At 55.0% G+C, this 24,607-nt stretch carries 24 protein-coding genes, 2 rRNA genes and 2 riboswitches; of the genes, 19 read left to right on the top strand and 7 right to left on the bottom strand.

Going from position 1 to position 24,607, the window contains the following annotated elements:
- The 4 genes from JMF85_RS01190 to JMF85_RS01175 form a co-directional block, all read left to right on the top strand.
- Window positions 1-98 (top strand): 23S ribosomal RNA (locus JMF85_RS01190); the annotation flags it as partial.
- 122 nt (window positions 99-220) lie between these two features.
- Window positions 221-337, top strand: a 5S ribosomal RNA gene (gene rrf / locus JMF85_RS01185).
- A gap of 109 nt (window positions 338-446) precedes the next feature.
- Entirely contained in the window at window positions 447-1,202 is a 756-nt protein-coding gene (locus tag JMF85_RS01180; protein ID WP_201317609.1) for a 3'-5' exonuclease, read from the top strand.
- A gap of 112 nt (window positions 1,203-1,314) precedes the next feature.
- Window positions 1,315-1,512 (top strand): hypothetical protein, encoded by a 198-nt coding sequence (locus JMF85_RS01175; protein WP_054798103.1) that lies wholly within the window; start codon window positions 1,315-1,317, stop codon window positions 1,510-1,512.
- Window positions 1,513-1,553: 41 nt separating this feature from the next.
- On the opposite strand, the gene JMF85_RS01170 is transcribed toward JMF85_RS01175, so the two are convergent.
- The 3 genes from JMF85_RS01170 to JMF85_RS01160 all read right to left on the bottom strand — a co-directional run bounded on the left by JMF85_RS01170 (window position 1,554) and on the right by JMF85_RS01160 (window position 4,122).
- Complete coding sequence (locus JMF85_RS01170) at window positions 1,554-2,318, bottom strand: AAA family ATPase (protein ID WP_127608592.1); 765 nt, start codon at window positions 2,316-2,318, stop codon at window positions 1,554-1,556.
- A 142-nt stretch (window positions 2,319-2,460) separates the two neighbouring features.
- On the bottom strand, window positions 2,461-3,156 hold the full coding sequence (locus JMF85_RS01165) for a polysaccharide deacetylase family protein (RefSeq protein ID WP_127608584.1): 696 nt from the start codon (window positions 3,154-3,156) through the stop codon (window positions 2,461-2,463).
- A gap of 129 nt (window positions 3,157-3,285) precedes the next feature.
- Window positions 3,286-4,122 (bottom strand): stalk domain-containing protein, encoded by an 837-nt coding sequence (locus JMF85_RS01160; RefSeq protein ID WP_280531820.1) that lies wholly within the window; start codon window positions 4,120-4,122, stop codon window positions 3,286-3,288.
- 1 nt (window position 4,123) lies between these two features.
- Window positions 4,124-4,282, bottom strand: a riboswitch (cyclic di-AMP (ydaO/yuaA leader).
- A 190-nt stretch (window positions 4,283-4,472) separates the two neighbouring features.
- Between JMF85_RS01160 and JMF85_RS01155 the strand changes: the two genes are divergently transcribed.
- The 13 genes from JMF85_RS01155 (at window position 4,473) to purD (ending at window position 19,448) form a co-directional block, all read left to right on the top strand.
- Entirely contained in the window at window positions 4,473-5,180 is a 708-nt protein-coding gene (locus JMF85_RS01155) for a DUF6483 family protein (protein ID WP_201317608.1), read from the top strand.
- Window positions 5,181-5,418: 238 nt separating this feature from the next.
- Window positions 5,419-5,520, top strand: a riboswitch (purine riboswitch).
- Between the two features lie 141 nt (window positions 5,521-5,661).
- Window positions 5,662-6,147, top strand: a complete 486-nt coding sequence (purE, locus tag JMF85_RS01150) for a 5-(carboxyamino)imidazole ribonucleotide mutase (protein WP_127608582.1) — start codon at window positions 5,662-5,664, stop codon at window positions 6,145-6,147.
- Window positions 6,144-7,343, top strand: a complete 1,200-nt coding sequence (gene purK / locus JMF85_RS01145; protein WP_201317607.1) for a 5-(carboxyamino)imidazole ribonucleotide synthase — start codon at window positions 6,144-6,146, stop codon at window positions 7,341-7,343. The genes purE and purK overlap by 4 nt, the downstream gene beginning before the upstream one ends.
- Window positions 7,344-7,361: 18 nt before the next feature.
- The gene (gene purB, locus JMF85_RS01140) at window positions 7,362-8,657 is read left to right on the top strand and encodes an adenylosuccinate lyase (protein WP_054800265.1); all 1,296 of its coding nucleotides are present in this window, start codon (window positions 7,362-7,364) and stop codon (window positions 8,655-8,657) included.
- 19 nt (window positions 8,658-8,676) lie between these two features.
- Window positions 8,677-9,570 carry a phosphoribosylaminoimidazolesuccinocarboxamide synthase gene (locus JMF85_RS01135; protein WP_141336445.1) on the top strand — a complete coding sequence of 298 codons (894 nt, stop codon included), beginning with the start codon at window positions 8,677-8,679 and terminating at the stop codon, window positions 9,568-9,570.
- Between the two features lie 52 nt (window positions 9,571-9,622).
- Window positions 9,623-9,871, top strand: a complete 249-nt coding sequence (purS, locus tag JMF85_RS01130) for a phosphoribosylformylglycinamidine synthase subunit PurS (RefSeq protein WP_155615466.1) — start codon at window positions 9,623-9,625, stop codon at window positions 9,869-9,871.
- A gap of 21 nt (window positions 9,872-9,892) precedes the next feature.
- Entirely contained in the window at window positions 9,893-10,588 is a 696-nt protein-coding gene (gene purQ / locus JMF85_RS01125; RefSeq protein WP_127608580.1) for a phosphoribosylformylglycinamidine synthase subunit PurQ, read from the top strand.
- Window positions 10,566-12,809, top strand: a complete 2,244-nt coding sequence (gene purL / locus JMF85_RS01120; protein ID WP_141336444.1) for a phosphoribosylformylglycinamidine synthase subunit PurL — start codon at window positions 10,566-10,568, stop codon at window positions 12,807-12,809. Before purQ ends, purL begins: the two co-directional genes overlap by 23 nt.
- Entirely contained in the window at window positions 12,794-14,323 is a 1,530-nt protein-coding gene (gene purF / locus JMF85_RS01115; RefSeq protein WP_127608578.1) for an amidophosphoribosyltransferase, read from the top strand. Before purL ends, purF begins: the two co-directional genes overlap by 16 nt.
- 495 nt (window positions 14,324-14,818) lie before the next feature.
- Window positions 14,819-15,859: a phosphoribosylformylglycinamidine cyclo-ligase gene (gene purM / locus JMF85_RS01110; protein WP_127608577.1), complete on the top strand. Its 1,041-nt coding sequence runs from the start codon at window positions 14,819-14,821 to the stop codon at window positions 15,857-15,859.
- Window positions 15,856-16,479 carry a phosphoribosylglycinamide formyltransferase gene (purN, locus tag JMF85_RS01105; RefSeq protein ID WP_054798096.1) on the top strand — a complete coding sequence of 208 codons (624 nt, stop codon included), beginning with the start codon at window positions 15,856-15,858 and terminating at the stop codon, window positions 16,477-16,479. Before purM ends, purN begins: the two co-directional genes overlap by 4 nt.
- 143 nt (window positions 16,480-16,622) lie before the next feature.
- Entirely contained in the window at window positions 16,623-18,164 is a 1,542-nt protein-coding gene (gene purH / locus JMF85_RS01100; RefSeq protein WP_127608576.1) for a bifunctional phosphoribosylaminoimidazolecarboxamide formyltransferase/IMP cyclohydrolase, read from the top strand.
- A 15-nt stretch (window positions 18,165-18,179) separates the two neighbouring features.
- Window positions 18,180-19,448: a phosphoribosylamine--glycine ligase gene (gene purD / locus JMF85_RS01095; RefSeq protein WP_127608575.1), complete on the top strand. Its 1,269-nt coding sequence runs from the start codon at window positions 18,180-18,182 to the stop codon at window positions 19,446-19,448.
- Between the two features lie 72 nt (window positions 19,449-19,520).
- Here the strand turns inward: purD and JMF85_RS28330 are convergent, their stop codons facing one another.
- From JMF85_RS28330 to JMF85_RS01080, 4 genes are all read right to left on the bottom strand, one after another.
- Window positions 19,521-19,649: a hypothetical protein gene (locus JMF85_RS28330; protein WP_258313533.1), complete on the bottom strand. Its 129-nt coding sequence runs from the start codon at window positions 19,647-19,649 to the stop codon at window positions 19,521-19,523.
- A 76-nt stretch (window positions 19,650-19,725) separates the two neighbouring features.
- The gene (locus JMF85_RS01090) at window positions 19,726-20,601 is read right to left on the bottom strand and encodes an ABC transporter ATP-binding protein (RefSeq protein WP_127608574.1); all 876 of its coding nucleotides are present in this window, start codon (window positions 20,599-20,601) and stop codon (window positions 19,726-19,728) included.
- Between the two features lie 42 nt (window positions 20,602-20,643).
- The gene (locus tag JMF85_RS01085) at window positions 20,644-21,699 is read right to left on the bottom strand and encodes a FecCD family ABC transporter permease (protein WP_127608573.1); all 1,056 of its coding nucleotides are present in this window, start codon (window positions 21,697-21,699) and stop codon (window positions 20,644-20,646) included.
- A complete protein-coding gene (locus tag JMF85_RS01080; RefSeq protein ID WP_127608572.1) occupies window positions 21,696-22,706 on the bottom strand; it encodes a FecCD family ABC transporter permease in 1,011 nt (336 codons plus the stop codon). Before JMF85_RS01080 ends, JMF85_RS01085 begins: the two co-directional genes overlap by 4 nt.
- A 241-nt stretch (window positions 22,707-22,947) precedes the next feature.
- On the opposite strand from JMF85_RS01080, the gene JMF85_RS01075 reads away from it, so the two are divergent.
- Together JMF85_RS01075 and JMF85_RS01070 are read left to right on the top strand one after the other, a co-directional pair.
- Window positions 22,948-23,943 carry an ABC transporter substrate-binding protein gene (locus tag JMF85_RS01075; RefSeq protein ID WP_127608571.1) on the top strand — a complete coding sequence of 332 codons (996 nt, stop codon included), beginning with the start codon at window positions 22,948-22,950 and terminating at the stop codon, window positions 23,941-23,943.
- Between the two features lie 172 nt (window positions 23,944-24,115).
- Window positions 24,116-24,544: an RrF2 family transcriptional regulator gene (locus JMF85_RS01070; protein WP_054798618.1), complete on the top strand. Its 429-nt coding sequence runs from the start codon at window positions 24,116-24,118 to the stop codon at window positions 24,542-24,544.
- Window positions 24,545-24,607 lie beyond the last annotated feature (63 nt).

Below are 24,607 nucleotides of genomic sequence, written 5' to 3'. Positions count from 1 at the left end.
CGTAAGACCCCTTGTAGACGACGAGGTTGATAGGTTCGGGGTGGAAGCGCGGCAACGTGTGGAGCTGACGAATACTAATCGGTCGAGGGCTTATCCAAAAAGACTTTCACTTTAGTGAAGTCAAAGCATTCAGCATGCTGAGTTTCGTATCCAGTTTTCAAGGTGCAAGCCGCCTTGAATGGCAAGATCTGATGTTTCGCGGCAGAAGCATCAACATCCGTTTGGTGATGATGGCGGAAGGGAACCACGCGTACCCATCCCGAACACGAACGTTAAGCCTTCCAGCGTCGATGGTACTTGGACCGCAGGGTCCTGGGAGAGTAGAACGTCGCCAAGCAACGTAAAAGACCAGGATTCGACATGTTGTCGATCTGGTCTTTTTTTCTTCAAAAAAACAAACAATAACCCACAGCACAACTAAATGGGGTGAAACCTTGCCGTACATTGTGATCGATCTTGAGTTTAACGGTAGAAAACATTATGCTATCCATCCGATGGAGATCTTGGAAATTGGCGCAGTTAAATTAAATGAACATTTACAGATCGTCGATACGTTTCAAAGTTATATCAATCCCAAGTACCCCATCAATCAATTCGCCTTGAATTTTTGCAAAATCGATAAGGACGTGTTGACCACCAGCCCGCCTTTTCCGGAAGTCATCGGCAAATTTATTGATTTCTGTGGAGTCGATTATAAAATCGTAGCGTGGGGAAGTACGGACTTTTTCAGTCTGTTTGTCGACTGTAAGATTCATGCGATCTCTTCGGATTGGTTAACACGCTTGATCGATATGTCCCGGTTTTTTGATGGCGGATTACAGCAAGTGCTGGCAGCTAAGGAGATTCCTTTCGTCGGGCAGCATCATTCGGCCCTGGACGATGCATTGAACGCCTGCGAGCTTCTAAAAATAAATCCGGACATTGTGAAGTCAGAACGGTATTATAAGCCCGACCATTTTAAGCTATGCACAGGCGGCATCAAAAAGAAAATCAGCTCGGCCTTAAATCAAGCCGTTCAAAATAATAGCTTCTTAACATGGCAAGAGTTTGCTTCCGATAAGGAAACTCAAGATTATTTTGACATCATGAATCTGTCTGAATCGGAAATTGAAATGGTCGAAACGTTGTTTTCAAAATTTTATAAACAAACCTATGGACGTAAAACAAGATCCAAGCTGCGGTCCTCCGCCCCCACTTTATGATGGGGGTTTTTTAATGATGCCGGACGGATGAAACCGTGCCGCTGTGCGGCATACTAAACCCTGATTACATTACATCTATGGCATAACACTCAACTAGAGGAGGTATTCAGCTATGAGTCCGATTCAAGGAAACAATTCGAATAATGAGCTGGCGGAACTAGGAACGCATGCCGCGGCGGCGACAAATTTGCATCGTACCCGGACGACGGAAGAACCGGTTCAAATCCAACCGCCGGTCGGCGGCAGCCCGGGACCCTTGGATAATCGCAGTCACCGCTACGATAATAAGAAGAACGGCAAACCGATCTAGCGCAGCAATAGCAAACAGGCGGAGTACGTGCGCCTGTTTTTTTACTCCTCGTCTTCAAATAAAGTACGGAGCATGCGTTCCCGATTCGTCATAAATTGCTTCGTGATCAAGTAGTGCTCGGTTTCTTCCAAAGTCGTCTTTTGTAAACCGTCCGGGGTTAATTGATAATGAACGGCGTCCGGGTAACTCATCAGAATCGGCGAGTGCGTCGAGATGATGAACTGGGAGTTCTGCTCAACGAGGGTGTGGATACGTGCAAGCATCGACATTTGCTTCAACGGCGACAGTGCGGCTTCAGGCTCATCCAAGATGTAGAGACCGTTGCCTCCGAAACGATGGACGAATGCGGAGAAGAATGACTCTCCGTGCGACTGCTCATGAAGCGACTTGCCGCCATAGGAGTCGATGATGCGTCTTCCGTACGAAAATTCGCTATCCAATTGGTCGATATTCGTCGCCAAATTGTAATAAGTTTCAGCTCGAAAAAAGAATCCGTCTCTCGGTTTAGTCACGCCCCGAACCAAGCGGATGTAACGATAAAGCTCCGAATGGGAATCACGCGTCGAAAACGCAAAATTTAATGTGCCGCCTTCGGGATTAAAACCCCAGGCAATAGCAATCGCCTCCAGCAGCGTCGATTTGCCGGTTCCGTTCTCTCCGATGATATAAGTAACTTTGGGATGAAGCTTTAACCCGGAGAAATCACGCAGAGCGGAAAGGTGGAACGGATAACGGGTGAAGGAAGGCACTTTATCCCGAAGCAGTTCGATGCTGCGGATATACGGGTCCTTGGTGGCGGTCGCCATCATGTATCAACTCCAGACGGGAACGTATGTACGCTTTTCTTCATTTATAATATCATAAATTATGTAATAATGGAAAACTAAAAATAAGTACATGCCAATGCTATTGCAAAGCCGGCCTCACGCACCAGTGGGCCGGCTTTGTTTATTTCCGCGTCTTCGCGATAAGATCGGACACGGTTACGAATTGATAGCCTCGTGATTTAAGCTCCGGCAGAATCCGCTTCAAGGCTTCAACCGTTTGCGTGCAATCCCCCTCCAAATCGTGAAACAACACGATGTCGCCGTTGTGCACGTTCCCGAGCACTTGCTGAACGATTTTGTCGACGCCGGGCTTGCGCCAATCCTTCGTATCCATATACCAGGACCACATCACGACGGTCAGCTTATCTTCTTTCATCGAATGGAGCAGCGTGTCGTTATAAAAACCTCCGGGAGGACGAAACACGTTCGGCATCTGTTCCGTAATATCAAAGATGACCTCCTGCGTTTGGCGAATTTCCTGAATCAACCGGTCGGGAGGATAATTTTTCAAATAATGATGGTCGAACGTATGATTGGCAATTTCATGTCCTTCGTTCACTTCGCGAATGGCGATGGCGGGAAACAACTGCACCCGTTTGCCGAGTACGAAGAACGTACCCTTGGCCTGATAGTCTCGAAGAATATCGAGAATCTGCGGCGTATAAACCGGATTGGGGCCGTCATCGAACGTTAATGCGATCAGCTTCTGATCGGTTTGCACGTTCCAGACGACTTCATCGCTGCCGGGCGCCGCGGCGCTCGCCGTCGTGCAGCAGAGCAGCAAGCAGAACATCAGCAGCATAACCTTCCTGAACATGTCACACCACCTCCGCCGGGATATTTACTTGTAGTTTCGGGCTAAACGCAGTGTGCTATCCACGAACAAAGGCAGGCAAATAAAAACAGCAGCCTCGAAAGGCTGCTGTTGTGGGGGGCTTACGGTTGCTTAAGAACCGAGAACGTACACTTTCACTTGTTGAATGCCGAACCGCGATGCTTGACTCGGGCTTTCAGGAACGAAGATGTCGATTTTGTTCCCTTTAATCGCACCGCCGACATCGGTGGCCGTTGCGTACATTCCGCCGGTTGGGAGCCCTGCATAGTTATATCCTTCGATATACACTTTGGAACCGAGGGGAATGATGTTCGGATCGACAGCGATGGTACCGAGCTTCAGCGTGTTACCCATATAATCCAGCGAGCCATACCCACCGTTCTCGCTTGGAGCAGCGGTATAGGCAGTAGCCTTCGCTTCAATGACTTTCACATAATTTTTGGCGATCGTCTTGGGACGATACCATGCCGGAGCGTGGTATTTGCCGTCCGTACCGAGAATGGCGATCCGGTTGTTCGCATCCCATTGGGTGGTCTTGCCGAACGTTTCGGCAAGCAGACGGAACGGGACGTAGACGCGGCCGTTCACCATTTTCACCGGATGTTCGATTGAAGCGGTTTGGTTATTAACGCTGATGACTTGTTCCCCGGTTGTGACCGATAAGGTCGTATCGCCGCTGCTGATCGCAACGTGAATTTGCGAGCCTTCCTGCTGCCAAGTCAGTTTATAGCCGAGTTTTTCGGCGATTGTCCGCGCAGGAACATGAAGCTTCGAGTTGCCGTCCAGAAGCGGCTGGGCATCCGGGAAGTGCACCAGCGAGTCGTTGATCTGCACCTTGATATCAGTGGGCAGATTTAACGGAGCGGCGTGTGCCGGCAGCGCTGCGGACAAAAACGCAGGCAACATCAAGCTGCATGCAAGAAGCATGCTTTTGAATTTCTTATTCAATTGTATCCCTCCTGTCAGCCTCCGAGGTTAGTTGTCGGGTTCGGGAAGAGGATTTTCCCTAAGCTGGCCCGCGGCAATCGCGGAACTCAATTATTCACCCCATGTGATGCGTCCCCCGTACGTTCAGAAAATGAACTGTTCGATTCGGCTTTTAAAAACTTACCATAGGTTGCCGTAATGGTTCAATGCATAAATTCATCCAGTCACTTCCTGTAATTGTAAATCGCGATGAATTTCGGCCTGAATCGATGTCCAGAAACAGGATCGGTGGTACAATAAAAACCTGTTCCTGCAATCTGCGCTCTAGACTTGGGGGCAGGACGATCTGTACAGAAACGGAGGCATCAGACATGTATCAGCGCGATTATATAATGAAGCTCATCGAGCAGACGGCTCGGGTAGTCATGAAAGTTTTACATAAACAGGCGTTATCGTTCCACGAGCGTATGGAATTGTTGAACCATGCGTTAAGGCAGCTCGTCGGTTTGGATTCCAAGCTGCTGCAGGCGTTGTCGGTGAAAGATTTGCTGGTGCTCCTCTCGCCTGGCGGACATCCGGATATCGGGAAGGCGCTCGCAGCCTCAGACCTGCTGTTGGCCCGTGTCAAGGTACTGCAGCAGGAAGGGCAGATACAGGCCGGAAAGGCCGAGGCGCTAAAATGGCTTGAGCTGCTGCTGACGATTCGTAAGATGGAGGAAAGTGCGGACTTGCGCGAGGAAACGGAGCGAAGGATCGAGACTGCGTTGGAATTGATCGGTCGATCGGGCATGGAGGCCTCCCAGCTCGAACTGCTTGTTCCTTATTATGATGAGACAGGACGGCTTGCTAAGGCGGAAGATGCGCTTTTTCACTGGATCGATGAAGTGAAGGGGGATGCATGGAACGAGCGGCTTTCACGCGTACTGGACATCGGCATGGAGATGTACGAGCGCTGGCTGACGGATTCGACATTGCAGCTGGAAGACGGAGGGTTATCGCGGGAAGAAGTACGGCAGGGCATGGCGGAGCTTGCGAAATTCAAATCAGGAGCCCGCAGGGAGGAGGCCAATGATGGATGAATGGATGTTCATGACTGGAGCCGGACTTCATGAATATGCCTTTTGCATACACTTACGTGGGAAATAGTGGGAATGACGGTGCCGGGATTCAACTGGCGCCGTTGTTTTTTAATGAGGAACATGGCATGAACATTGCGTGAAAAGCGAACTATTTTTCATTAATATAATGGAATGTTCGTGTTTTCTAGTTGACACGGTGTGTTAAAGCCTGCTAAACTAAGGAAGTGAAAGAGCTTGAGGAAAGTTAGTTAAATAGTCTCGTATATCGTCGGGAATATGGCCCGAAAGTATCTACCCGAAAACCTTAAATTTTTGGACTACGAGTAAGTGTTCATGAAGAGGTCGGCATGTTCTGTGCCAGGCCTTAACTTGCGCTTAGGGGTATTTCTTGTCGTCCTGCCGATAGACTGCACTATAAGTTCAGTATCTATCCGAAGGGCGTTTTTTATTTGTTAGCGATAAATCGACAACGGAGGTTACCATGTCTGTGCTTGTGGGTGTCATTATGGGCAGTCAATCCGATTGGGAAACGATGAAGCATGCTTGCAGCGTGCTTGACGAGCTCGGAGTCCCTTACGAGAAAAAAGTCGTCTCCGCGCACCGAACGCCCGATTTGATGTTCGAGTACGCCGAGACGGCGGTGGAACGAGGGCTGAAGATCATTATTGCGGGCGCGGGCGGCGCCGCGCATTTGCCGGGAATGGTGGCGGCAAAGACGGTGGTGCCGGTGATCGGCGTTCCGGTGAAGTCGTCCACGCTGAGCGGGCTCGATTCGCTGTACTCCATCGTGCAGATGCCTGGCGGCGTGCCGGTCGGCACGATGTCGATCGGACAAGCGGGCGCAACGAATGCGGGGCTGTATGCGGCACAGGTGCTTGGCGCTTTCGATCCGGAGCTGCAGCGGCGGATTGTGGAACGACGGGAGCGCGTTGCGCAAACGGTGATAGAAAAGAGCGTGCTGGAATGACGGAAAGAACAGTGCGGGAGAAGCCGTACGATCCGGACAAGGTGCTGACGCCGGGCGCGACGATCGGCGTGCTCGGGGGCGGGCAGCTCGGACGGATGCTGGCGCTTGCCGGGCGGGCGATGGGCTATCGCTTCGCTACGCTCGATCCAACGCCGGACGCGCCGTGCGGACAAGTGGCGGACAAGCAGATCGTAGCAGGGTACGATGACATAGAGGCGGCACGGAAGCTTGCGGAGCTGTCGGACGTCATTACCTATGAGTTCGAGAACGTGGATGCGAGCGTGACGGAGCTGCTGATGAACGAATCATACGTTCCGCAGGGCAGCAGGCTGCTTTATACGACGCAGCACCGGCTGCGGGAGAAGCGGGCGATCGAAGCGGCTGGCGTGAAAGTGGCGCCGTATGCGGAGATCGGCAGCGTGGAACAGCTGCGGGAGGCGGTCGGCCGGTTCGGCACGCCGTGCGTGCTGAAGACGGCGACAGGCGGCTACGATGGGAAGGGCCAGTGGGTCATCCGCTCGGCGGAGGAGATCGAGGAAGCCTACGCAACGTTAAGCCGGGCCAAGACCGAGCTTGTGCTGGAACAGTTTATTCGTTTCGCGAAGGAAATATCCGTCATTGCCGCACGCAGCCCGCGCGGCGAGGTGCGGGCGTTCCCTGCGGCGGAGAACGAGCATGTGAACAACATCCTGCACGTATCCATCGTACCGGCACGAGTGCCGGCGGACGTACTGGAGCGGGCGGAACGGATGGCGGTGCAAATCGCGGAAGGGCTCGACGTCATCGGCCTGATCGCGGTCGAGATGTTCCTCACGGAAGACGGCGAGCTGTTCGTCAACGAGCTGGCGCCGCGGCCACACAACTCCGGCCACTATACGATGGAGGCGTGCCGGACGTCGCAGTTCGAGCAGCATGTGCGCGCGATCTGCAATTTGCCGCTCGGCGATCCGGCGCTCATGCAGCCGGTCGTGATGGCGAATGTGCTTGGCGAGCACGTGGAGCCGCTGCTCGCGTGGATCGTAAAGCCCGAGTCGGAGCGGGAAGTGGCTGGCGTGACGGCGAAGCTGCACTTATACGGCAAGCAGGAAGCGAAGCAAGGACGCAAGATGGGGCATGTCAATTTGCTGACGGCGTCGCCGGAAGCGGCATTTCGCTGGATAGAGGCTTCAAATATATGGGAATCTAATAAAAAATAGAGGGATGGAGAAACAAACATGATCGATCGTTATACCCGGCCTGAAATGGGCGCGATTTGGACGGAAGAGAATAAATTCAAGGCTTGGCTGGAAGTGGAAATCTTGTCCTGTGAGGCGTGGGCGGAACTCGGCGTCATTCCGAAGGAAGACGTTGCTGAGCTGCGCAAGAACGCCAGCTTCGACATCGACCGCATTTACGAAATCGAGCAGGAGACGCGTCACGACGTGATCGCCTTCACCCGCGCGGTATCCGAGAAGGTTGGCCCGGAGCGCAAATGGGTGCATTACGGCTTGACGTCGACGGACGTCGTTGACACGGCGCTCGGCTACCTGCTGAAGCAAGCGAACGACATTTTGGAAAAAGACATCGTGAACTTCATCGAAATCGTGAAGGAAAAAGCGATTGCCTATAAAGACACGCCGATGATGGGACGCACGCACGGGGTGCATGCGGAGCCGACGACGTTCGGTTTGAAAATGGCGCTTTGGTATGAAGAAATGAAGCGTAACCTGGAGCGTTTCCGCTTTGCGGCGGACGGCGTGCAGTTCGGCAAAATTTCCGGCGCGGTCGGTACATACGCCAACATCGATCCGTTCGTCGAAGAATACGTCTGCGGCAAGCTCGGCACGAAGCCTGCTCCGATCTCGACGCAGACGCTGCAGCGCGACCGCCACGCGGAATACATGGCGACGCTGGCACTGATCGCTACGTCGCTGGACAAGTTCGCGACGGAAATCCGCGCTTTGCAGAAGAGCGAATTCCGCGAAGTCGAAGAACCGTTCGCGAAAGGCCAGAAGGGCTCGTCGGCCATGCCGCACAAGCGCAACCCGATCGGCTGCGAGAGCATCTCGGGTCTGGCTCGCGTCATCCGCGGCCACATGATCTCCGCTTACGAGAATGTGACGCTGTGGCATGAGCGCGATATTTCGCATTCCTCGGTGGAGCGAGTTATTTTGCCGGATGCGACGATTCTTCTGAACTACATGCTGAACCGTCTGGGCAACATCGTGAAGAACTTGACCGTGTTCCCTGAGAACATGAAACGGAATATGCAAAGCACGTACGGCGTGCCGTTCTCCGGCCGCGTCATGACGAAGCTGATCGACAAGGGCTTCAGCCGCGAGCAAGCGTACGACACCGTGCAGCCGCGCGCCATGCAGGCGTGGGAAGAGCAGCGTTCGTTCCGCGAGATCGTGCTGAGCACGCCGGCGATTACGGAGGCGCTGAGCGTGGAAGAGATTGAGGATGCGTTTAATCCGAGCTGGCATTTGAAGCATGTCGATACGATTTTCCGCCGTCTCGGCTTAAGCTAAAAGGGAGGCCATTCACGTCATGGGAGAGAAGGCAACAACGGCGATTTCGAGCGCGCAAGAGTATGTCAAGGCGCCGCTTTTATATAAGGGCAAAGTGCGGGAGCTGTACGATCTCGGCGAGCACTTCCTGATTGCGGTCACCGACCGGATTTCCGCGTTCGACTGGGTGTTAAGCCCGGCCGTGCCGGATAAGGGAAACGTGCTGAACTCGCTCAGCAAGTTCTGGTTCGAGCAGACGGCGGCCATTCAGCCGAACCATGTCGTGCATGCGGATGTGGAGCGTTTGGGCGATATCATCACGGATGCGGATGTGATGAAGGACCGCTTCATGGTTACGAAGAAAGCGGAGCGGATCGACATCGAATGCGTCGTGCGCGGGTATATTACCGGCGGCGGCTGGCGTCAGTACCAGAAGTCGGGCGAAGTGAACGGCCACAAGCTGCCGGAAGGGATGCGCAAGAACGAGCGGTTCCCGCAGCCGCTCTTCACCCCCGCGGCGAAGAACGACGTCGGCCACGACGAGGACATTTCGATCGAGCGGATGAAAGAGCTCGTGGGTGCGGAATTGACCGAGCAGCTGCAGGAGAAGAGCATCCGGCTGTACGAATTCGCGCATGCGTTTTGCGCGGAGCGGGGCATCATTTTGGCGGATACGAAGTTTGAATTCGGTCTAATTGACGGCGAAATTATTCTTATCGATGAAATTTTCACTCCGGATTCTTCGAGATTCTGGGACAAGACGAAGTACGAGCTCGATATCGAGATCGACGGGATGGATAAAGAACCGGTTCGGACGTATTTGTCCGGAACGGATTGGGATAAGAACAGCGAGCCGGACCCGCTGCCGCCGCACGTGGTGGAAGAGACGAGCCGGCGTTACCGTGATATTTACAACCGTTTGGTGCAGGGCTAAAGAATAGACGCGCAAGCGACATTAAACCATTTTGCGGGAGGTACTTTTTTCGATGTTTAAAGCGACCGTGTATGTAACAATTAAGCAAAGCGTACTGGATGTGCAGGGAACCGCCGTGCAAGGCGCACTGCACACGATGGGCTTCGACGAGGTAAGCAAAGTGCGGATCGGCAAGTATTTGGAAGTGGAACTGAACACGAACGACCGCGCGGCGGCCGAGGAGCGCTTGAAAGCGATGTGCGAGAAGCTGCTTGCGAACACGGTCATCGAAGATTACCGTTTCGAGCTGGTTCAGGCTTAACCAAAAGGAGGAGCGAAGGCGATGAATTTCGCGGTACTGGTATTTCCCGGCTCCAACTGTGACATCGACTGCTACAAAGCGGTAGAGGACACTATCGGACAGCCTGTTGATTATGTGTGGCATACGGAAACGGATTTGTCGAAATACGATTGCATTCTCGTACCCGGAGGGTTTTCTTACGGCGACTACCTGCGCTGCGGAGCGATCGCCCGTTTTGCGCCGGTTATGAATGCGCTGGTGGAAGCGGCGGCTCAAGGCAAATACGTGCTGGGCATCTGCAACGGTTTTCAAATTTTGACGGAAGCCGGACTTCTCCCGGGAGCGCTGCTGCGCAACAACTCGATGAAGTTCCGCTGTCATTCGGCTTTGCTGCAAGTGGAGAACGCGGATACGCCGTTCACGAAAGAATATGCGCAGGGAGAGCTCATCGACATCCCGATCGCGCACGGCGAAGGCAACTACTACTGTGACGACGCCACGCTGGCAGAGCTGAAAGCGAACAACCAAATTGTGTTCCGTTACGAAGCGGGCAACAACCCGAACGGTTCCGTTGAAGATATCGCGGGCATCTGCAACAAAGAAGGCAACGTGCTCGGCATGATGCCGCATCCGGAGCGGGCGATCAGCGAGATTCTGGGTTCGGCGGACGGCCGCCGCATGTTTACATCGATTTTGAGCACTTGGAGGGAAAAGCATGGCGCAGCAGCTATCGGCTAAGGAGCCAACGGCTCAGCAAATCGAAGAGCAGAAGGTGTACAAGCAGTTCGGCGTATCGGATGCGGAGTATGAGAAAATCTGCGGATTCCTCGGCCGTAAACCGAATTATGTAGAAATCGGCGTGTTCAGCGTCATGTGGTCTGAACACTGTTCCTATAAAAATTCCAAGGTTGTGCTGAAAAAGTTTCCGACCACCGGCCCGCGCGTTCTGATGGGGCCCGGCGAAGGCGCCGGGATCGTCGATATCGGCGACAATCAGGCGGTTGTATTCAAGATTGAAAGTCATAACCATCCTTCCGCGGTAGAGCCTTACCAAGGCGCAGCGACGGGTGTGGGCGGGATTATCCGCGATATTTTCTCCATGGGCGCGCGTCCGGTTGCGGTTCTGAATAGCTTGCGGTTCGGACGGTTGACGAACGACCGCGTGAAATATTTGTTCGAGCATGTCGTGTCGGGGATTGCCGGTTACGGCAACTGTATCGGCATTCCGACGGTCGGCGGCGAGATCATGTTCGACGAGAGCTACGAAGGCAACCCGCTCGTTAACGCGATGTGCGTGGGCCTCATCGACCATGACAAAATCCAGAAGGGTGTGGCCAAAGGCGTCGGCAACCCGGTGTTCTATGTCGGACCGGCAACGGGCCGCGACGGCATTCACGGCGCGACGTTCGCATCCGAGGACTTGACGGCGGAATCCGAATCCAAGCGTTCGGCCGTGCAGGTGGGCGATCCTTTCATGGAGAAGCTCGTGCTTGAAGCTTGTCTGGATTTGATCAATTCCGGTATCGTCGTCGGGATTCAAGATATGGGCGCCGCGGGCTTGACCTGCTCGAGCGCGGAGATGGCAAGTAAAGCCGGCAACGGCATGGAATTATATTTGGATGAGGTGCCGCAGCGCGAGGAAGGCATGACGCCTTACGAGATGATGCTGTCCGAATCGCAGGAGCGCATGCTGTTCGTTGTTAAGCCGGAGCATGAAGCTCAGGCAAAAGCGATTTTCGAGCGTTGGGGCCTGCACTGCGCGAAGGTCGGTAAAGTAACGGACGACGGCAACCTGAAGCTGTACCATAAGGGCGAGCTGGTCGGCAACATGCCGGTTACGGCGCTGGTCGACGAGTGCCCGATGTACCATAAGCCTTCGGCGGTGCCTGCGTACTACGAGGCGAATGCTTCCGTCGATACGACGCGTTATGCCGAAGTGACGGACTTGAACGGCGCTTTGCTGAAGGTGCTGGCGTCTCCTACGGTTGCGAGCAAAGAATGGGTTTATAACCAATACGATTACATGGTGCGCACGAGCACGGCGGTTCAGCCGGGTTCCGATGCGGCGGTCGTTACGATTCGCGGCTCCCGCAAGGCATTGTCGATGTCGACCGATTGCAACGGCCGTTACGTGTATTTGGATCCGGAAGTAGGCGGACGCATCGCCGTCGCGGAAGCGGCGCGCAACAATGTGTGCTCCGGCGCCGAGCCGCTCGCGATTACGGACAACCTGAACTTCGGCAGCCCGGAGAAGCCGGAAATTTTCTGGCAGCTGGAGAAAGCGGTCGACGGGATGGCGGAAGCTTGCCGCAAGCTGAATGCGCCGGTGATCGGCGGTAACGTCAGCTTGTACAACGAGAACGCCAAAGGCGCGATTTACCCGACGCCGGTCGTCGGCATGGTCGGCTTGGTGCACGACGTCGATCATATTACGACGCAAGGCTTTAAGCGCGAGGGCGACGTCGTCCTGCTGCTGGGCAACACAAAAGCGGAGCTGGGCGGCAGCGAGTTCCAGTACGTCGTACACGGCGTGACGGAAGGACGTCCTCCCGCGATCGATTTGGACGAAGAGAAAGTTTTGCTGGATGCGGTGCTCAGCGCGATCCAAAGCGGACTTGTCGCTTCGGCGCATGACTTGTCCGACGGCGGCCTGGCTGTCGCATTGGCGGAAAGCTGCATGAGCGGCCGTATCGGGGCGAAGGTTAACTTCGCGAGCGAACTGCGTGCGGATATCGCGCTGTTCAGCGAAAGCCAATCGCGGATTCTGCTCAGCGCTTCGGCGGATAAAGCCGGCGAGCTTGAGAAGCTGTTGGTATCGCGGGGCGTGCCGGTACAAGTATTAGGTACGGTCGGCGGCGAGAAGCTGGAAGTTTCGGTGAATGGCGTTTCGGCCATCGATGCATCTGTAACACAACTAGAAAAGGTTTGGAAGGATGCGATTCCATGTCTGATGAACTGATCGTCGGCGGACAAGGAGCAGGAGTTAAAGTGAACGGGACCGGAGCTGTGCGGCAGCTCTGGACCGGGAACTTTTATAACGAAGGCATCAACAGCCATGACGGCTTGTTCGACAAATTGCGCGAGGAGTGCGGCGTGTTCGGGGTGTTCGGACATGTGGAGGCCGCTTCCTTGTCCTATTACGGCCTTCATGCGCTTCAGCATCGGGGGCAGGAGAGCGCGGGCATCAGCGTAACCGGCGGGGAGTCGTTCAACTACCACCGGGGCATGGGACTTGTGAAGGAAGTATTCAACAACGAAAACCTCGCGACGTTGAGCGGTACCTGTGCGATCGGGCACGTGCGCTACTCGACGTCGGGGGAGAGCAAGCTCGCGAACGCGCAGCCGCTCGTCTTCAAATACCGCGAGGGCGATCTGGCGATTGCGACGAACGGTAATTTGACGAATGCGCCGGACATCAAGAAGCGTCTGGAGCGCGAGGGCTCGATCTTCCAGACGACGAGCGATACCGAGGTTGTGGCGCACTTGATCGCCCGCTCGAAGCATGACGACATCGTGCTGGCCGTGAAGGATGCGCTGCTGCAGGTGGAAGGCGCGTTCGCGTTCCTGTTTCAGACGCGGGATAAGCTCATCGTGGCTCGTGATTCGCACGGCTTGCGTCCGTTCGTGATGGGGCGGCTGGGGACGGCGCGATTGTTCGCCTCCGAGTCCTGTGCGTTCGACGCTGTCGGCGGCAAGTTCGAACGGGATATCGAGCCGGGCGAGCTGCTGATTCTGGATTTGAAGACGGGCGCGGTGACGTATGACCGGTTCTCGCCGGTTAAGCAGCGCGCGATCTGCGCGATGGAATACATCTACTTCGCGCGTCCGGACAGCGACATTGACGAGACGAACATCCACTCCGCCCGTAAGCGGATGGGCCGTCAGCTTGCGATGGAAGCGTTCGTGGACGCGGATGTAGTAACGGGCGTGCCGGATTCTTCGATTTCGGCAGCCATCGGGTATGCGGAGCAGACGGGCATTCCGTACGAGCTCGGCTTGATCAAAAACCGCTATACCGGCCGGACCTTTATCCAGCCTAGCCAAGAGCTGCGCGAGCAGGGCGTGAAGATGAAGTTGTCTGCGGTGCGCAGCATCGTGGAAGGCAAACGCGTCGTCATGATCGACGATTCGATCGTGCGCGGCACGACTTCGCTTCGCATCGTGAACCTGCTTCGCGAAGCGGGCGCGTCCGAAGTGCACGTGCGCATCAGCTCGCCGCCGTTCGCCAACCCGTGCTTCTACGGGATTGATACGCCGAGCCGTCAAGAGCTGATCGCGGCGGTGAAATCGGTGGAAGAGATTCGCCAGGCGATCAACGCCGACTCGCTGCATTTCTTGACGAAGGACGGGCTGCTGGCCGCGATCGGACGTCCGAACGGCGAGTATAACCGCGGTCACTGTACCGCCTGTTTCGACAATCACTACCCGACGCCGGTGCCGGATGAGGCCGCTCTCGGCTGCGGCTGCGACTAGGGAGAAGGTTCCGGAAGTTCGTTCCTTGCTGAAGAACCCTTGTCAGTCTTCTTCCCCGAAGCAGTCGGCGGAAATTATGAAAATAAGGCATCCAGAAGCCTGTACTGTAGGGCTAAAGAGCACGGAAAAAGGGCTGGAGGCCGTATGGCCCCATTAACGGCTTAACAATATGGAGCTTAGAGCGGTCGCCGCCGCATGGCCGGCCGCCGTTCCCTTTATCCCCGCGCAGGTTCCTGCGCAAATCTTTTGACTTTGGCTGTTCGAGCTTGGGGTAGGCGGAGGCGAAGGTTGATGCACGTTACCGGATATAAGCTTCCGAAGCCGTTTTCCCGCAGGAAAACGCGGAGCTGCCTTTGAAAATGAGTTCTTGCCGCAAGGTAAGCCTGAGGAACTCATTTTCAAGAGCGGCCGGAGGGAAACAGCGTGTATATGCAAGCCAAAGCCATACGTTCTCCAGGAGCGAAGGTCATTCCCATTCTGAGGAGGAAAAACGAAGTGTCCGATGCATATAAACAAGCCGGGGTCGACATCGCTGCCGGCAATGAAGCGGTTGAACGCATGAAAAAGCACGTGAAGACGACATTCCGTCCCGAGGTGCTGACGGATCTCGGCGGCTTCGGCGCGCTGTTCGGCCTGAATAAGGAGAAATACGAGGAGCCGGTGCTCGTATCCGGAACGGACGGCGTCGGCACGAAGCTGAAGATCGCGTTCGCGATGGACAAGCACGACACGATTGGCGTCGACGCGGTAGCCATGTGCGTGAACGATATTATCGTGCAGGGCGCGGAGCCGCTCTTCTTCCTCGACTATCTGGCTTGCGATAAAGTCATTCCCGAAAAAATCGAGGCTATCGTCAAAGGCATCAGCGACGGCTGCGTACAAGCAGGCGCGGCGCTAATCGGCGGCGAAACGGCAGAGATGCCGGGTATGTACAGCGAAGGCGAGTATGACATTGCCGGCTTTACGGTTGGAATCGTCGACAAGAAGAAGATCATTGATGGAAGCACGATCAAGCCGGGCGACGTCGTGCTGGGTCTTGCTTCAAGCGGCGTGCATTCGAACGGGTTCTCACTGGTGCGTAAGCTGCTGCTTGAACAGAAAGGCTACAGCCTGCACGACACGATCGACGCGCTCGGGGAACCCCTCGGCGATACGCTGCTTGCGCCGACGAAAATTTATGTCAAACCGGTGCTCAACGTCCTGAACGAAGTGCCGATCAAAGGAATGGCGCATATTACAGGCGGCGGTTTCCTGGAAAACATTCCGCGCGTGCTGCCGGAAGGCGTGAACGTGGAAATCGACTACGGCTCCTGGCCGATTCTGCCGATCTTCGAATTGATGCAGCGCGAGGGCGGCATCAGCCATAACGACATGTTCCGTACCTTTAACATGGGGATCGGGATGGTGGTCATCGTGTCGGAGGAGGATGCGGCGAAGGCGGCGTCTCTGTTTGAACAGCACGGCGAGAAGGCCTACACGCTCGGACGCGTGACGGCGGGTACGCGAGTGGTGACGTTTAACGGGGCGGACGTATGAGTTCGTCACCATTTCGAATCGCCGTATTTGCATCAGGCAGCGGGAGCAACTTCCAAGCGATCGCAGATGCGGTGAAAGCAGGGCAGCTCGATGTTCGCATCGAGCTTTTGGTTTGCGACCGGCCGAAGGCGAAGGTCGTGGAACGGGCGCAGGCGGCCGGCGTGCCGGTGCATGCGTTCCGGCCGAAGGATTACGAGTCGCGCGAGCACTACGAGCAAGAAATATTGGCGCAGCTGCAGGAGAAGCAAGTCGATTTAATCGTGATGGCCGGTTATATGCGGTTGATCACAAGCGTGTTGGTCAAGCCGTTCTACGGGCGGTTGATTAATGTGCATCCGTCGCTGCTGCCTGCTTTTCCAGGGGTGAATGCAATCGGTCAGGCGCTTGACTATGGGGTGAAGGTGACGGGGGTAACCGTTCACTTTGTAGACGGCGGCATGGATACGGGACCGATCATCGCTCAGGCGGCGCTGGAGATTCAGCCGGGAGATACGGAAGAAACGGTCGCGGAGCGGGTACACCGCATCGAGCACAAGTTGTATCCGCAGGTGATCGGCTGGATTCGCGATGGCAAGGTGCGATTGAACGGACGGCATGTCGAGCGCGTCTTGGAAGCGTAGATCGCCCGGGCAGCCAGGTGCGGTCAAAGAGAAATCAAGAGCGGAAAAGAGCAGTAGACAAAGAACGGGAAAAAGGGCACTTGGGCGTTCGCACGCGTGCCATTTATGGAAGAACTTATACGATGAGGGAGGCACCAACCAACGTGGCTATTAGAAGAGCATTAATCAGCGTCTCGGACAAAACCGGCATTGTGGAGTTTGCTGGCGAACTCGCCAAACTGGGCGTGCAAATCATTTCGACAGGCGGCACGCAATCGCTGCTCAAAGAGAAGGGCGTGCCGGTTATCGGCATCTCCGAAGTAACGGGGTTCCCTGAAATTCTGGATGGACGCGTCAAAACGCTGCACCCCGCCGTACATAGCGGACTGCTGGCGATTCGCGACAGCGAAGAGCATCAAGCGGCGATGAAAGAGCTTGGTCTCGACTACATCGACCTTGTGGTCGTCAACCTGTATCCGTTCGCCGAAACGATCGCGAAACCGGATGTTACCTATGAGGATGCGATCGAGAACATCGATATCGGCGGACCGACGATGCTGCGTTCGGCGGCGAAAAACCATGCGTTCGTGACCGTTGTCGTCGATGCTGGCGATTATTCGGCCGTCCTGGAAGAAGTCAAAGCCGCAGGCGATACGACACTGGATACGCGCAAGCGCCTCGCAGGCAAAGTATTCCGCCACACGGCGGCTTACGACGCGCTCATCTCCGATTACTTGGCGAAGCAAACAGGCGAACCGCTGCCGGAGAAGCTCACCGTCACTTACGAGAAAGTACAAGACCTTCGCTATGGCGAGAACCCGCATCAGAAAGCGGCGTTCTACCGTAAGCCGCTCGCTCCGTCCGGTAACATTACGACGGCCGAACAGCTGCATGGCAAGGAGCTGTCTTATAACAACATCAACGATGCAAACACGGCGCTGCAAATCGTTAAAGAATTCAGCGAACCGGCCGTTGTTGCGGTTAAACATATGAACCCTTGCGGCGTCGGTATCGGCACCGACATTCACGAAGCCTACCAAAAAGCTTATGCAGCCGACCCGGTCTCGATCTTCGGCGGCATCGTTGCGGCGAACCGGACCATCGGCAAGGAAACGGCGCTCTTGCTTCATGAAATTTTCCTTGAAATCGTCATCGCGCCGGATTTCAGCCAAGAAGCGCTCGACATCCTGAAGCAAAAGAAAAATATTCGACTGCTGCAAGTCGGCGACATCAGCGGGGCGAAAAAAGCGGAAGCCATCATCACGACCGTCGAAGGCGGCATGCTGGTGCAGGACAGCGACGCTTACCAGCTCACTGAAGCGGATCTGCGAATCGTGACGGAACGTCAACCGACCGAGGCCGAGCTGAAGCAGCTGTTGTTCGCTTGGAAGGTTGTGAAGCATGTGAAGTCCAATGCGATCGTGCTCGCGGCGGACGACATGACGATCGGTGTAGGCGCCGGTCAAATGAACCGTGTCGGCGCAGCCAAAATCGCCATCGAGCAAGCCGGGGACAAAGCGCAAGGGTCCGTGCTCGCCTCCGATGCGTTCTTCCCGATGGGCGATACGCTGGAGCTTGCGGCTAAAGCAGGCATCACCGCGGTGATTCAGCCGGGCGGCTCGATCAAGGACGAAGAATCGATCCGCGTCGCGAATGAGCACGGCATCGCTATGGTGATGACGGGCGTGCGCCATTTTAAACACTAAGGGGAGCGTAGCCAGATGCGGATATTGGTAGTGGGCGGCGGCGGCCGCGAGCATGCAATTTGTTGGGCGCTGAAAAAAAGCCCGAAGGTGAAGGAGCTGTACTGTGCGCCGGGTAACGGCGGTATCGCCCAAGTGGCGGAGTGCGTGCCGATTCCGGTTAACAAGTTTGAAGAGATCGCGCAATTCGCGATCGATCATACGATTGACTTAGTCGTCATCGGACCGGATGATCCTTTGGCCGAAGGCATCGTCGATCATTTGGAAGCGAAAGGGTTGACGGTTTACGGACCGCGCCAGAACGCCGCTATTATTGAGGGCAGTAAAGTGTTCACCAAGCAGCTGCTCAAAAAGTACGACATCCCGACCGCAGCGTACGAATCGTTCGATTCGTACGAGCCGGCACGGGCTTATTTAAACCAATTGCGTGCGCCTTATGTCATCAAGGCCGACGGCCTCGCGGCAGGTAAAGGCGTCATTATCGCGCAATCGATCGAAGAAGCGGATCAAGCGCTTCAAGACATTATGGTCGCGAAAGTGTTCGGCGAGTCAGGCAACCAGGTCGTCATCGAAGAGTTCCTGACGGGCCAGGAGATGTCCATTCTTTCCTTCGTCGATGGCGAGGTGGTGCGTCCGATGGCGGCTGCTCAGGATCATAAGGCCGTTTATGACAACGACCAGGGTCCAAATACAGGCGGGATGGGTACGTATTCTCCTCTGCCGCATATCCCGCAATCGATCATCGACGAGGCGATCGAAACGATCATTAAACCGACGGCGAAAGCGATGGTGGCCGAAGGACGCCCATTCCGCGGCGTGCTGTTCGCGGGATTGATGCTTACGCCGGAAGGTCCGAAAACTATCGAATTCAACGCGCGCTTCGGAGATCCTGAAACGCAGGTCGTGCTGCCGCGGTTGAAAACCGATTTGCTGGATATTTTCCTCGCCACGGTCAACGGCTGTCTGGATCAAATGGATATCCAATGGAGCGACGAGGCCGCCGTATGCGTCATCCTCGCTTCGCCGGGATATCCGGCGGCGTATCCGAAAGGACTTCCGATCGAAGGGCTCGAGGACGCGGAGAACGAACCGGATGCGCTCGTGTTTCACGCCGGCACAGCGGTTCAAGGCGGACAGCTCGTCACGAACGGCGGCCGCGTCATCGGCGTGACGGCGCTCGGATCGAACATTGCGGAGGCCCGTGCCAAAGCGTATGCCGCAGCCGACCGGATTCGTTTCGAAGGCAAGCACTACCGTACGGACATTGCGAAGAAAGCGCTCGTGTAACTCAAATAGAAGTCAAAAGCCGGAGCAGAAGGACAATTCCTTCCGACTCCGGCTTTTTGTATAGGCGGGCGGCTACTTTCTTCCGCTGCCTTTGATCACGATTTTATCCCAATACTTATAGACGCAAATACCGGCGATGACGGTTCCTGTAATGAGCAGCGCAGAAAGCCAATATTGATTCGCGTAATCGGCCAACGTCATGACGCAGCCCTCCTTCCACGATTACCCTTAGCTTGCCCAACAAGCGATGCAGATTATGTGGCGGAGGAAATGCTGTTTAAACCGGTTGTTCTTCCCGCACGGCCGCTGTCGCGGCGGCTGAAGCTGCGGTCACGGCAGCATCGGGGACGAAGTCTTGGAAAACGGGCTGCTTGCCCCGGCCGAAAGGTACGACCATCGGCGTACCGAACAACGGGTCTTGGATCACCCGGCAATCGAGATCGAACACGGTCGCGATCAACGATTCGTCGACAATATCTTGAGGCCGTCCTTCGGCGCACACCTTGCCGTTCTTAATGGCGACGATGTTGTGAGCGTACCGGCACGCGAGGTTGATGTCGTGCAGCACCATCACAATCGTCCGCTGCTCCTGTTCGTTCAATTGATGCAGCAGATCGAGCACTTCGATTTGGTGTGCCAAATCGAGATAAGTCGTCGGCTCGTCGAGCAGGATGGTGGGCGTTCCCTGTGCCAATGTCATGGCAATCCAAGCGCGCTGGCGCTGTCCGCCCGATAACGAGTCAACCGTACGGTCGGCAAGCGGCGTCATGTGGGTGAGCTCCAGGGCACGCTGCACCATCGTTTCGTCTTCCTTCGACCACTGCTGCAGCCAGTTCTGGTAAGGGTAACGGCCTTGCTTTACGAGCTGAAGCACCGTTAGTCCATCCGGAGCGGCGGGGCCTTGCGGAAGAATCGCCATGCGGCGCGCAATCTCTTTGGTAGCTAAGGAAGCGATGTCGCTGCCGTCCAATACGACCTGACCCTTTTGCGGCTTCAGCAGCCGGGCGAGGGAACGCAGCAGGGTCGACTTGCCGCAGCCATTGCTGCCGATGAAGACGGTGATTTTTCCTTTTGGCAAACTCAGGTTGAGGCTCTCGAAGATGCGGGTATCCCCGTAGCTTAGGCAGAGTTCGTTGGATTGAATGGCGGTCATCGGGATCGCTCCTTTGGTTAATGGGATTGCCGTTTATAGGCTTTATCGGTTACTGTTACGGTTACGGTACAATAAGAAAATGAATAAAGGCGCGCCGACGCTGGCGGTGAACACGCCGGCAGGAATATCGAGCGGCGGGGCGATCGTACGTCCGGCCAAGTCGGCAAGCAGCAGCAGAATCGCGCCAATCAGCGCCGAGACGGGCAGCAGGGCGCCGAAGCTCGGACCGACGAGGCGTCGCGCCATATGCGGAGCCATCAGGCCGATGAAGGTAATCGCGCCACCAAAGGCGATTGCTGTGCCGCCGAGCGCTACGCTCAGCAAGATCAGCAACAACCGTTGGCGCTGCACGCTGCTGCCGACGCTGCGGGCGACGTCTTCGCCAAGCTCCTGGACGTTAACGTGTCGCGCAAGAAAGAACAGAATCGGCATCAGTACGAGCACCCATGGGAAGAGGGGCGTTACAGCCTTTTCCCAGGAGACGCCGTAGATGCTGCCGGTCATAAACGTCAGTGATTGGTTGGCGAGAACGACGGGACCCATAATCATCATCATATAAGAGATCGAGTTCATGGCTGCAGTCATCGTAATGCCGATTAAGACGAGTCTCAGCGGCGAGACGCCCTTCTTCCAAGAGAGCGTGTAGATGAGCAGGGTTGCGGCCAACGCGCCGATAATGGCGAACAGCGGAAGCCAATGAATGCTTAAGCGTTCGGCGAAAAAGAAGAAGAACGAAACAGCGCCAAGCACGGCGCCGCCGGTGATGCCGATATTGTCCGGCGACGTCAACGGATTGCGTACGACCCCTTGCAGAATCGCACCGGAGACGGCCAGCGACGCTCCGATCAGAACGGCTGTGATGATTCGAGGCAGACGAAGCGATCGGATAATGAGTTCATTCGAGTCCGTCCCGTAACCGAATACCGAGCGAATGACTTCGCCGGGGGCAATGTACAGGCTTCCGATTCCTGTGCATAAAATCATCACAGCAACGGTTGCCACGAGGAGCAGCAGGCCGGCGACAAGCGCTTTCCGGTGAATCAGGAACGAGTAAAAGCTGCTGCGTAAGGTAATGTAGCGGCTGCGCGAGCTGTTCATCGAAGTAGTCCTCCCTTGCGCGCGATGTAAACGACAAAAGGCACGCCCATTAAAGCGGTGGTGACGCCAACGTGCACCTCGGTCGGCATGGCGATATATCTCGCTCCCAAGTCTGCGGTAACGAGAAGCAAGGCGCCAAGTACGGCGCAATACGGGATGACCCAGCGATGATCGATGCCAATCAGGAAACGCACAATATGCGGAATGATAACGCCGATAAACAGAATCGGGCCGGCAACGGCGACGGAGCCGCCGGCCAGCAGCACGATGACGACGGCCGCAGCCGCTTTGATCAAGACGGTGCGTTGGCCCAAGCCTTTGGCCACGTCGTCGCCCATCGACAGCACGTTCATATGGGGCGCCAGCACAAGCGCTCCGATCATAGCGACGGCGATGTACGGGAGAACGGCCGTCAACATGTCCATCGTACGACCCGACACCGAACCGACAAGCCAGAACAACACCTGGTCGAAAGCTTTGCCGTTGGCGAGCAGGATCCCTTGCGTCAGGGAGAAAAAGAATGCGGATATAGCCGAGCCGGCGAGCGTGATCTTAATTGGAGTCATCCCGTCGCGGCCGATGGAACCGAGCAGATACACGAGCACCGAGCTGACCGCTGCACCAAGAAACGCAATCCACGTGAAGGCTACTAAACCGGATACATTGAAGAAAGCGACGCATAGTACGATGGCGAACGAAGCTCCGGCATTCACGCCGAACAGGCTGGGTGAGGCGAGCGGGTTGCGGGTGATGGCCTGCATCAGCGCACCGGCTACCGCCAGGCTGCCGCCGACGATCGCGGCAATAAGCGATCGTGGGATACGGGATGAGCGAATAATCAGATTATCGTTGGTTTCCGTGTAGGCGGTGAACGAGGAGACGATGCGTTCCCATGAATAAGTGGTGACGCCGTATTTCACGCTGGCCAGCATGGCCAGGGCGAGCAGCGCAATAGCTGCGAGTAGTCCGATAATGCGAAATGTTGTCGTATGTAAGTAGGTTTGCATGAATGTCTGGCCCGCTTCCTTTAATGCATATAATGAATAATTAATAAAATCGATAATGGAGGCTATGTCTCATTTTATGAGAATGGTTCTCGTAAGTCAATGATTTTGAGAATCATTATCAAAATTTTTATTGACAACGAATGAAGGAACGATTACGATAAACGAGGCAAAGATGATAATGATTATCATTCTTTTCCGCTAAAACCATCATTGATCATCAAACGGGGGGTTTACACGTAACATGAAGACATTTATTCAAGCCAAATCGATGACGCTGCTTGCCGTCATTCTAATGGTAGGACTCGTTCTGTCCGCCTGCGGCACGAAACCGGCTGCTCCTGCGGAAACGAACAATACTGCAGGAGGGAAGACGGAAACGGCAACGCCTGCTGCTGCTCCTCATAAAGTGAAACACGCGATGGGCGAAACGGAAGTGCCGGCTAACCCTAAACGCGTCGTCATCCTGACAAACGAAGGAACAGAAGCGCTGTTGTCGCTTGGCATTAAGCCGGTCGGCGCGGTTAAGTCGTTTACCGGCAACCCGTGGTACGACCACATTAAGGCCGACATGGAAGGCGTTACGGTGCTGGGTGAAGAGGGACAGCCGAACATCGAGCTGATCGCTTCACTGAAGCCGGACCTGATCATCGGGAACAAGATGCGTCAAGAAAAAATTTACGAGCAGCTTAAAGCGATCGCTCCGACCGTGTTCTCCGAAACGCTGCGCGGCGAGTGGAAGAGCAATTACCGTTTGTATGCCGAAACGGTAGGCAAGAAGGAAGAAGGCGAGAAAGTGATCGCCGCTTTCGACAAACGTACTGAGGAATTCAAGGCGAAAGCCGGCGACAAGCTGCAGCAGAAAGTGTCCGTTGTGCGCTTTATGGCGGGCAAAACGAGAATTTATTTGTCCGATACGTTTACGGGCATCATCTTCAATCAAATGGGCATTGCCCGTACGACGGTAAAAGCGAAAGATACGTTCGTCGAAGAAATTACAAAAGAGCGTCTTCCTGAAGCTGACGGCGATATCATCTTCTACTTTACTTATGAAACCGGCGATGACAAAGGAAATCAGCAAGAGAAGGATTGGACTAACGATCCGCTCTGGAAAAACTTGAACGCCGTAAAGAACGGCAAAGCATATAAAGTGAACGACGCGATCTGGAATACGGCGGGCGGCGTTAAAGCGGCCAACCTGATGCTGGACGAATTGTTCAAAATTTACGAAATTAAATAATGACTCATGAGAACCGTCACCTTTCTTTTTAGAAACGTGACGGTTCTTTGCTTGCAAAGGGGTGTATAACATCGGAAGCGACCATGCAAAATAGGAGGGACAGGCAAAGGGTTGACAATAGTATCTGTTATAAATATAATTACAGTATACGAAGCAGGAGGGGGACGGCGGCATGAACAGCGAATTCACGATTGCAGTGCATAGCTTGGTACTGCTCGCCTATCGCTCCGACCGCTCCGCAACCAGCGAGTATATCGCGGATAATGTAGGTACCCATCCGGCTCGGGTTCGCAAAGTATTGAGCTTTCTGAGGAAAGCCGGTTATGTGGTGACCAAAGAGGGCAGCGGCGGCGGTTACACGCTGGCGTGCGACCCGGATGAAGTGTCGCTGGCGGAAATTTATTGCATCACCTCTATAGGTTCGATCAAGCCTTCCTGGTGTTCGGGCGATGAGGAAGAGGACTGCATGATCGCCTGCAACATGGCCGATGTGATGGATGGGATTTTTTCCGAGGCGGAAGAGCGCATGATGACATACTTGGAGCAGCTCAAAATTAGCGATGTGCTCGAGCGTGTGCGTGTTCAAGCCAGCAAAAAGTAACTTTTTTGCGATCTAACTGTTATTATTTTATAAACAGTTTGATATAGAGAACTTCATTTAATA

Source organism: Paenibacillus sp. EPM92 (assembly GCF_016586185.1).
GTDB lineage: Bacteria > Bacillota > Bacilli > Paenibacillales > NBRC-103111 > Paenibacillus_G > Paenibacillus_G validus.
Note: the sequence above shows the minus strand (reverse complement) of the source record. Positions and strands in the feature narration are given on the sequence as shown.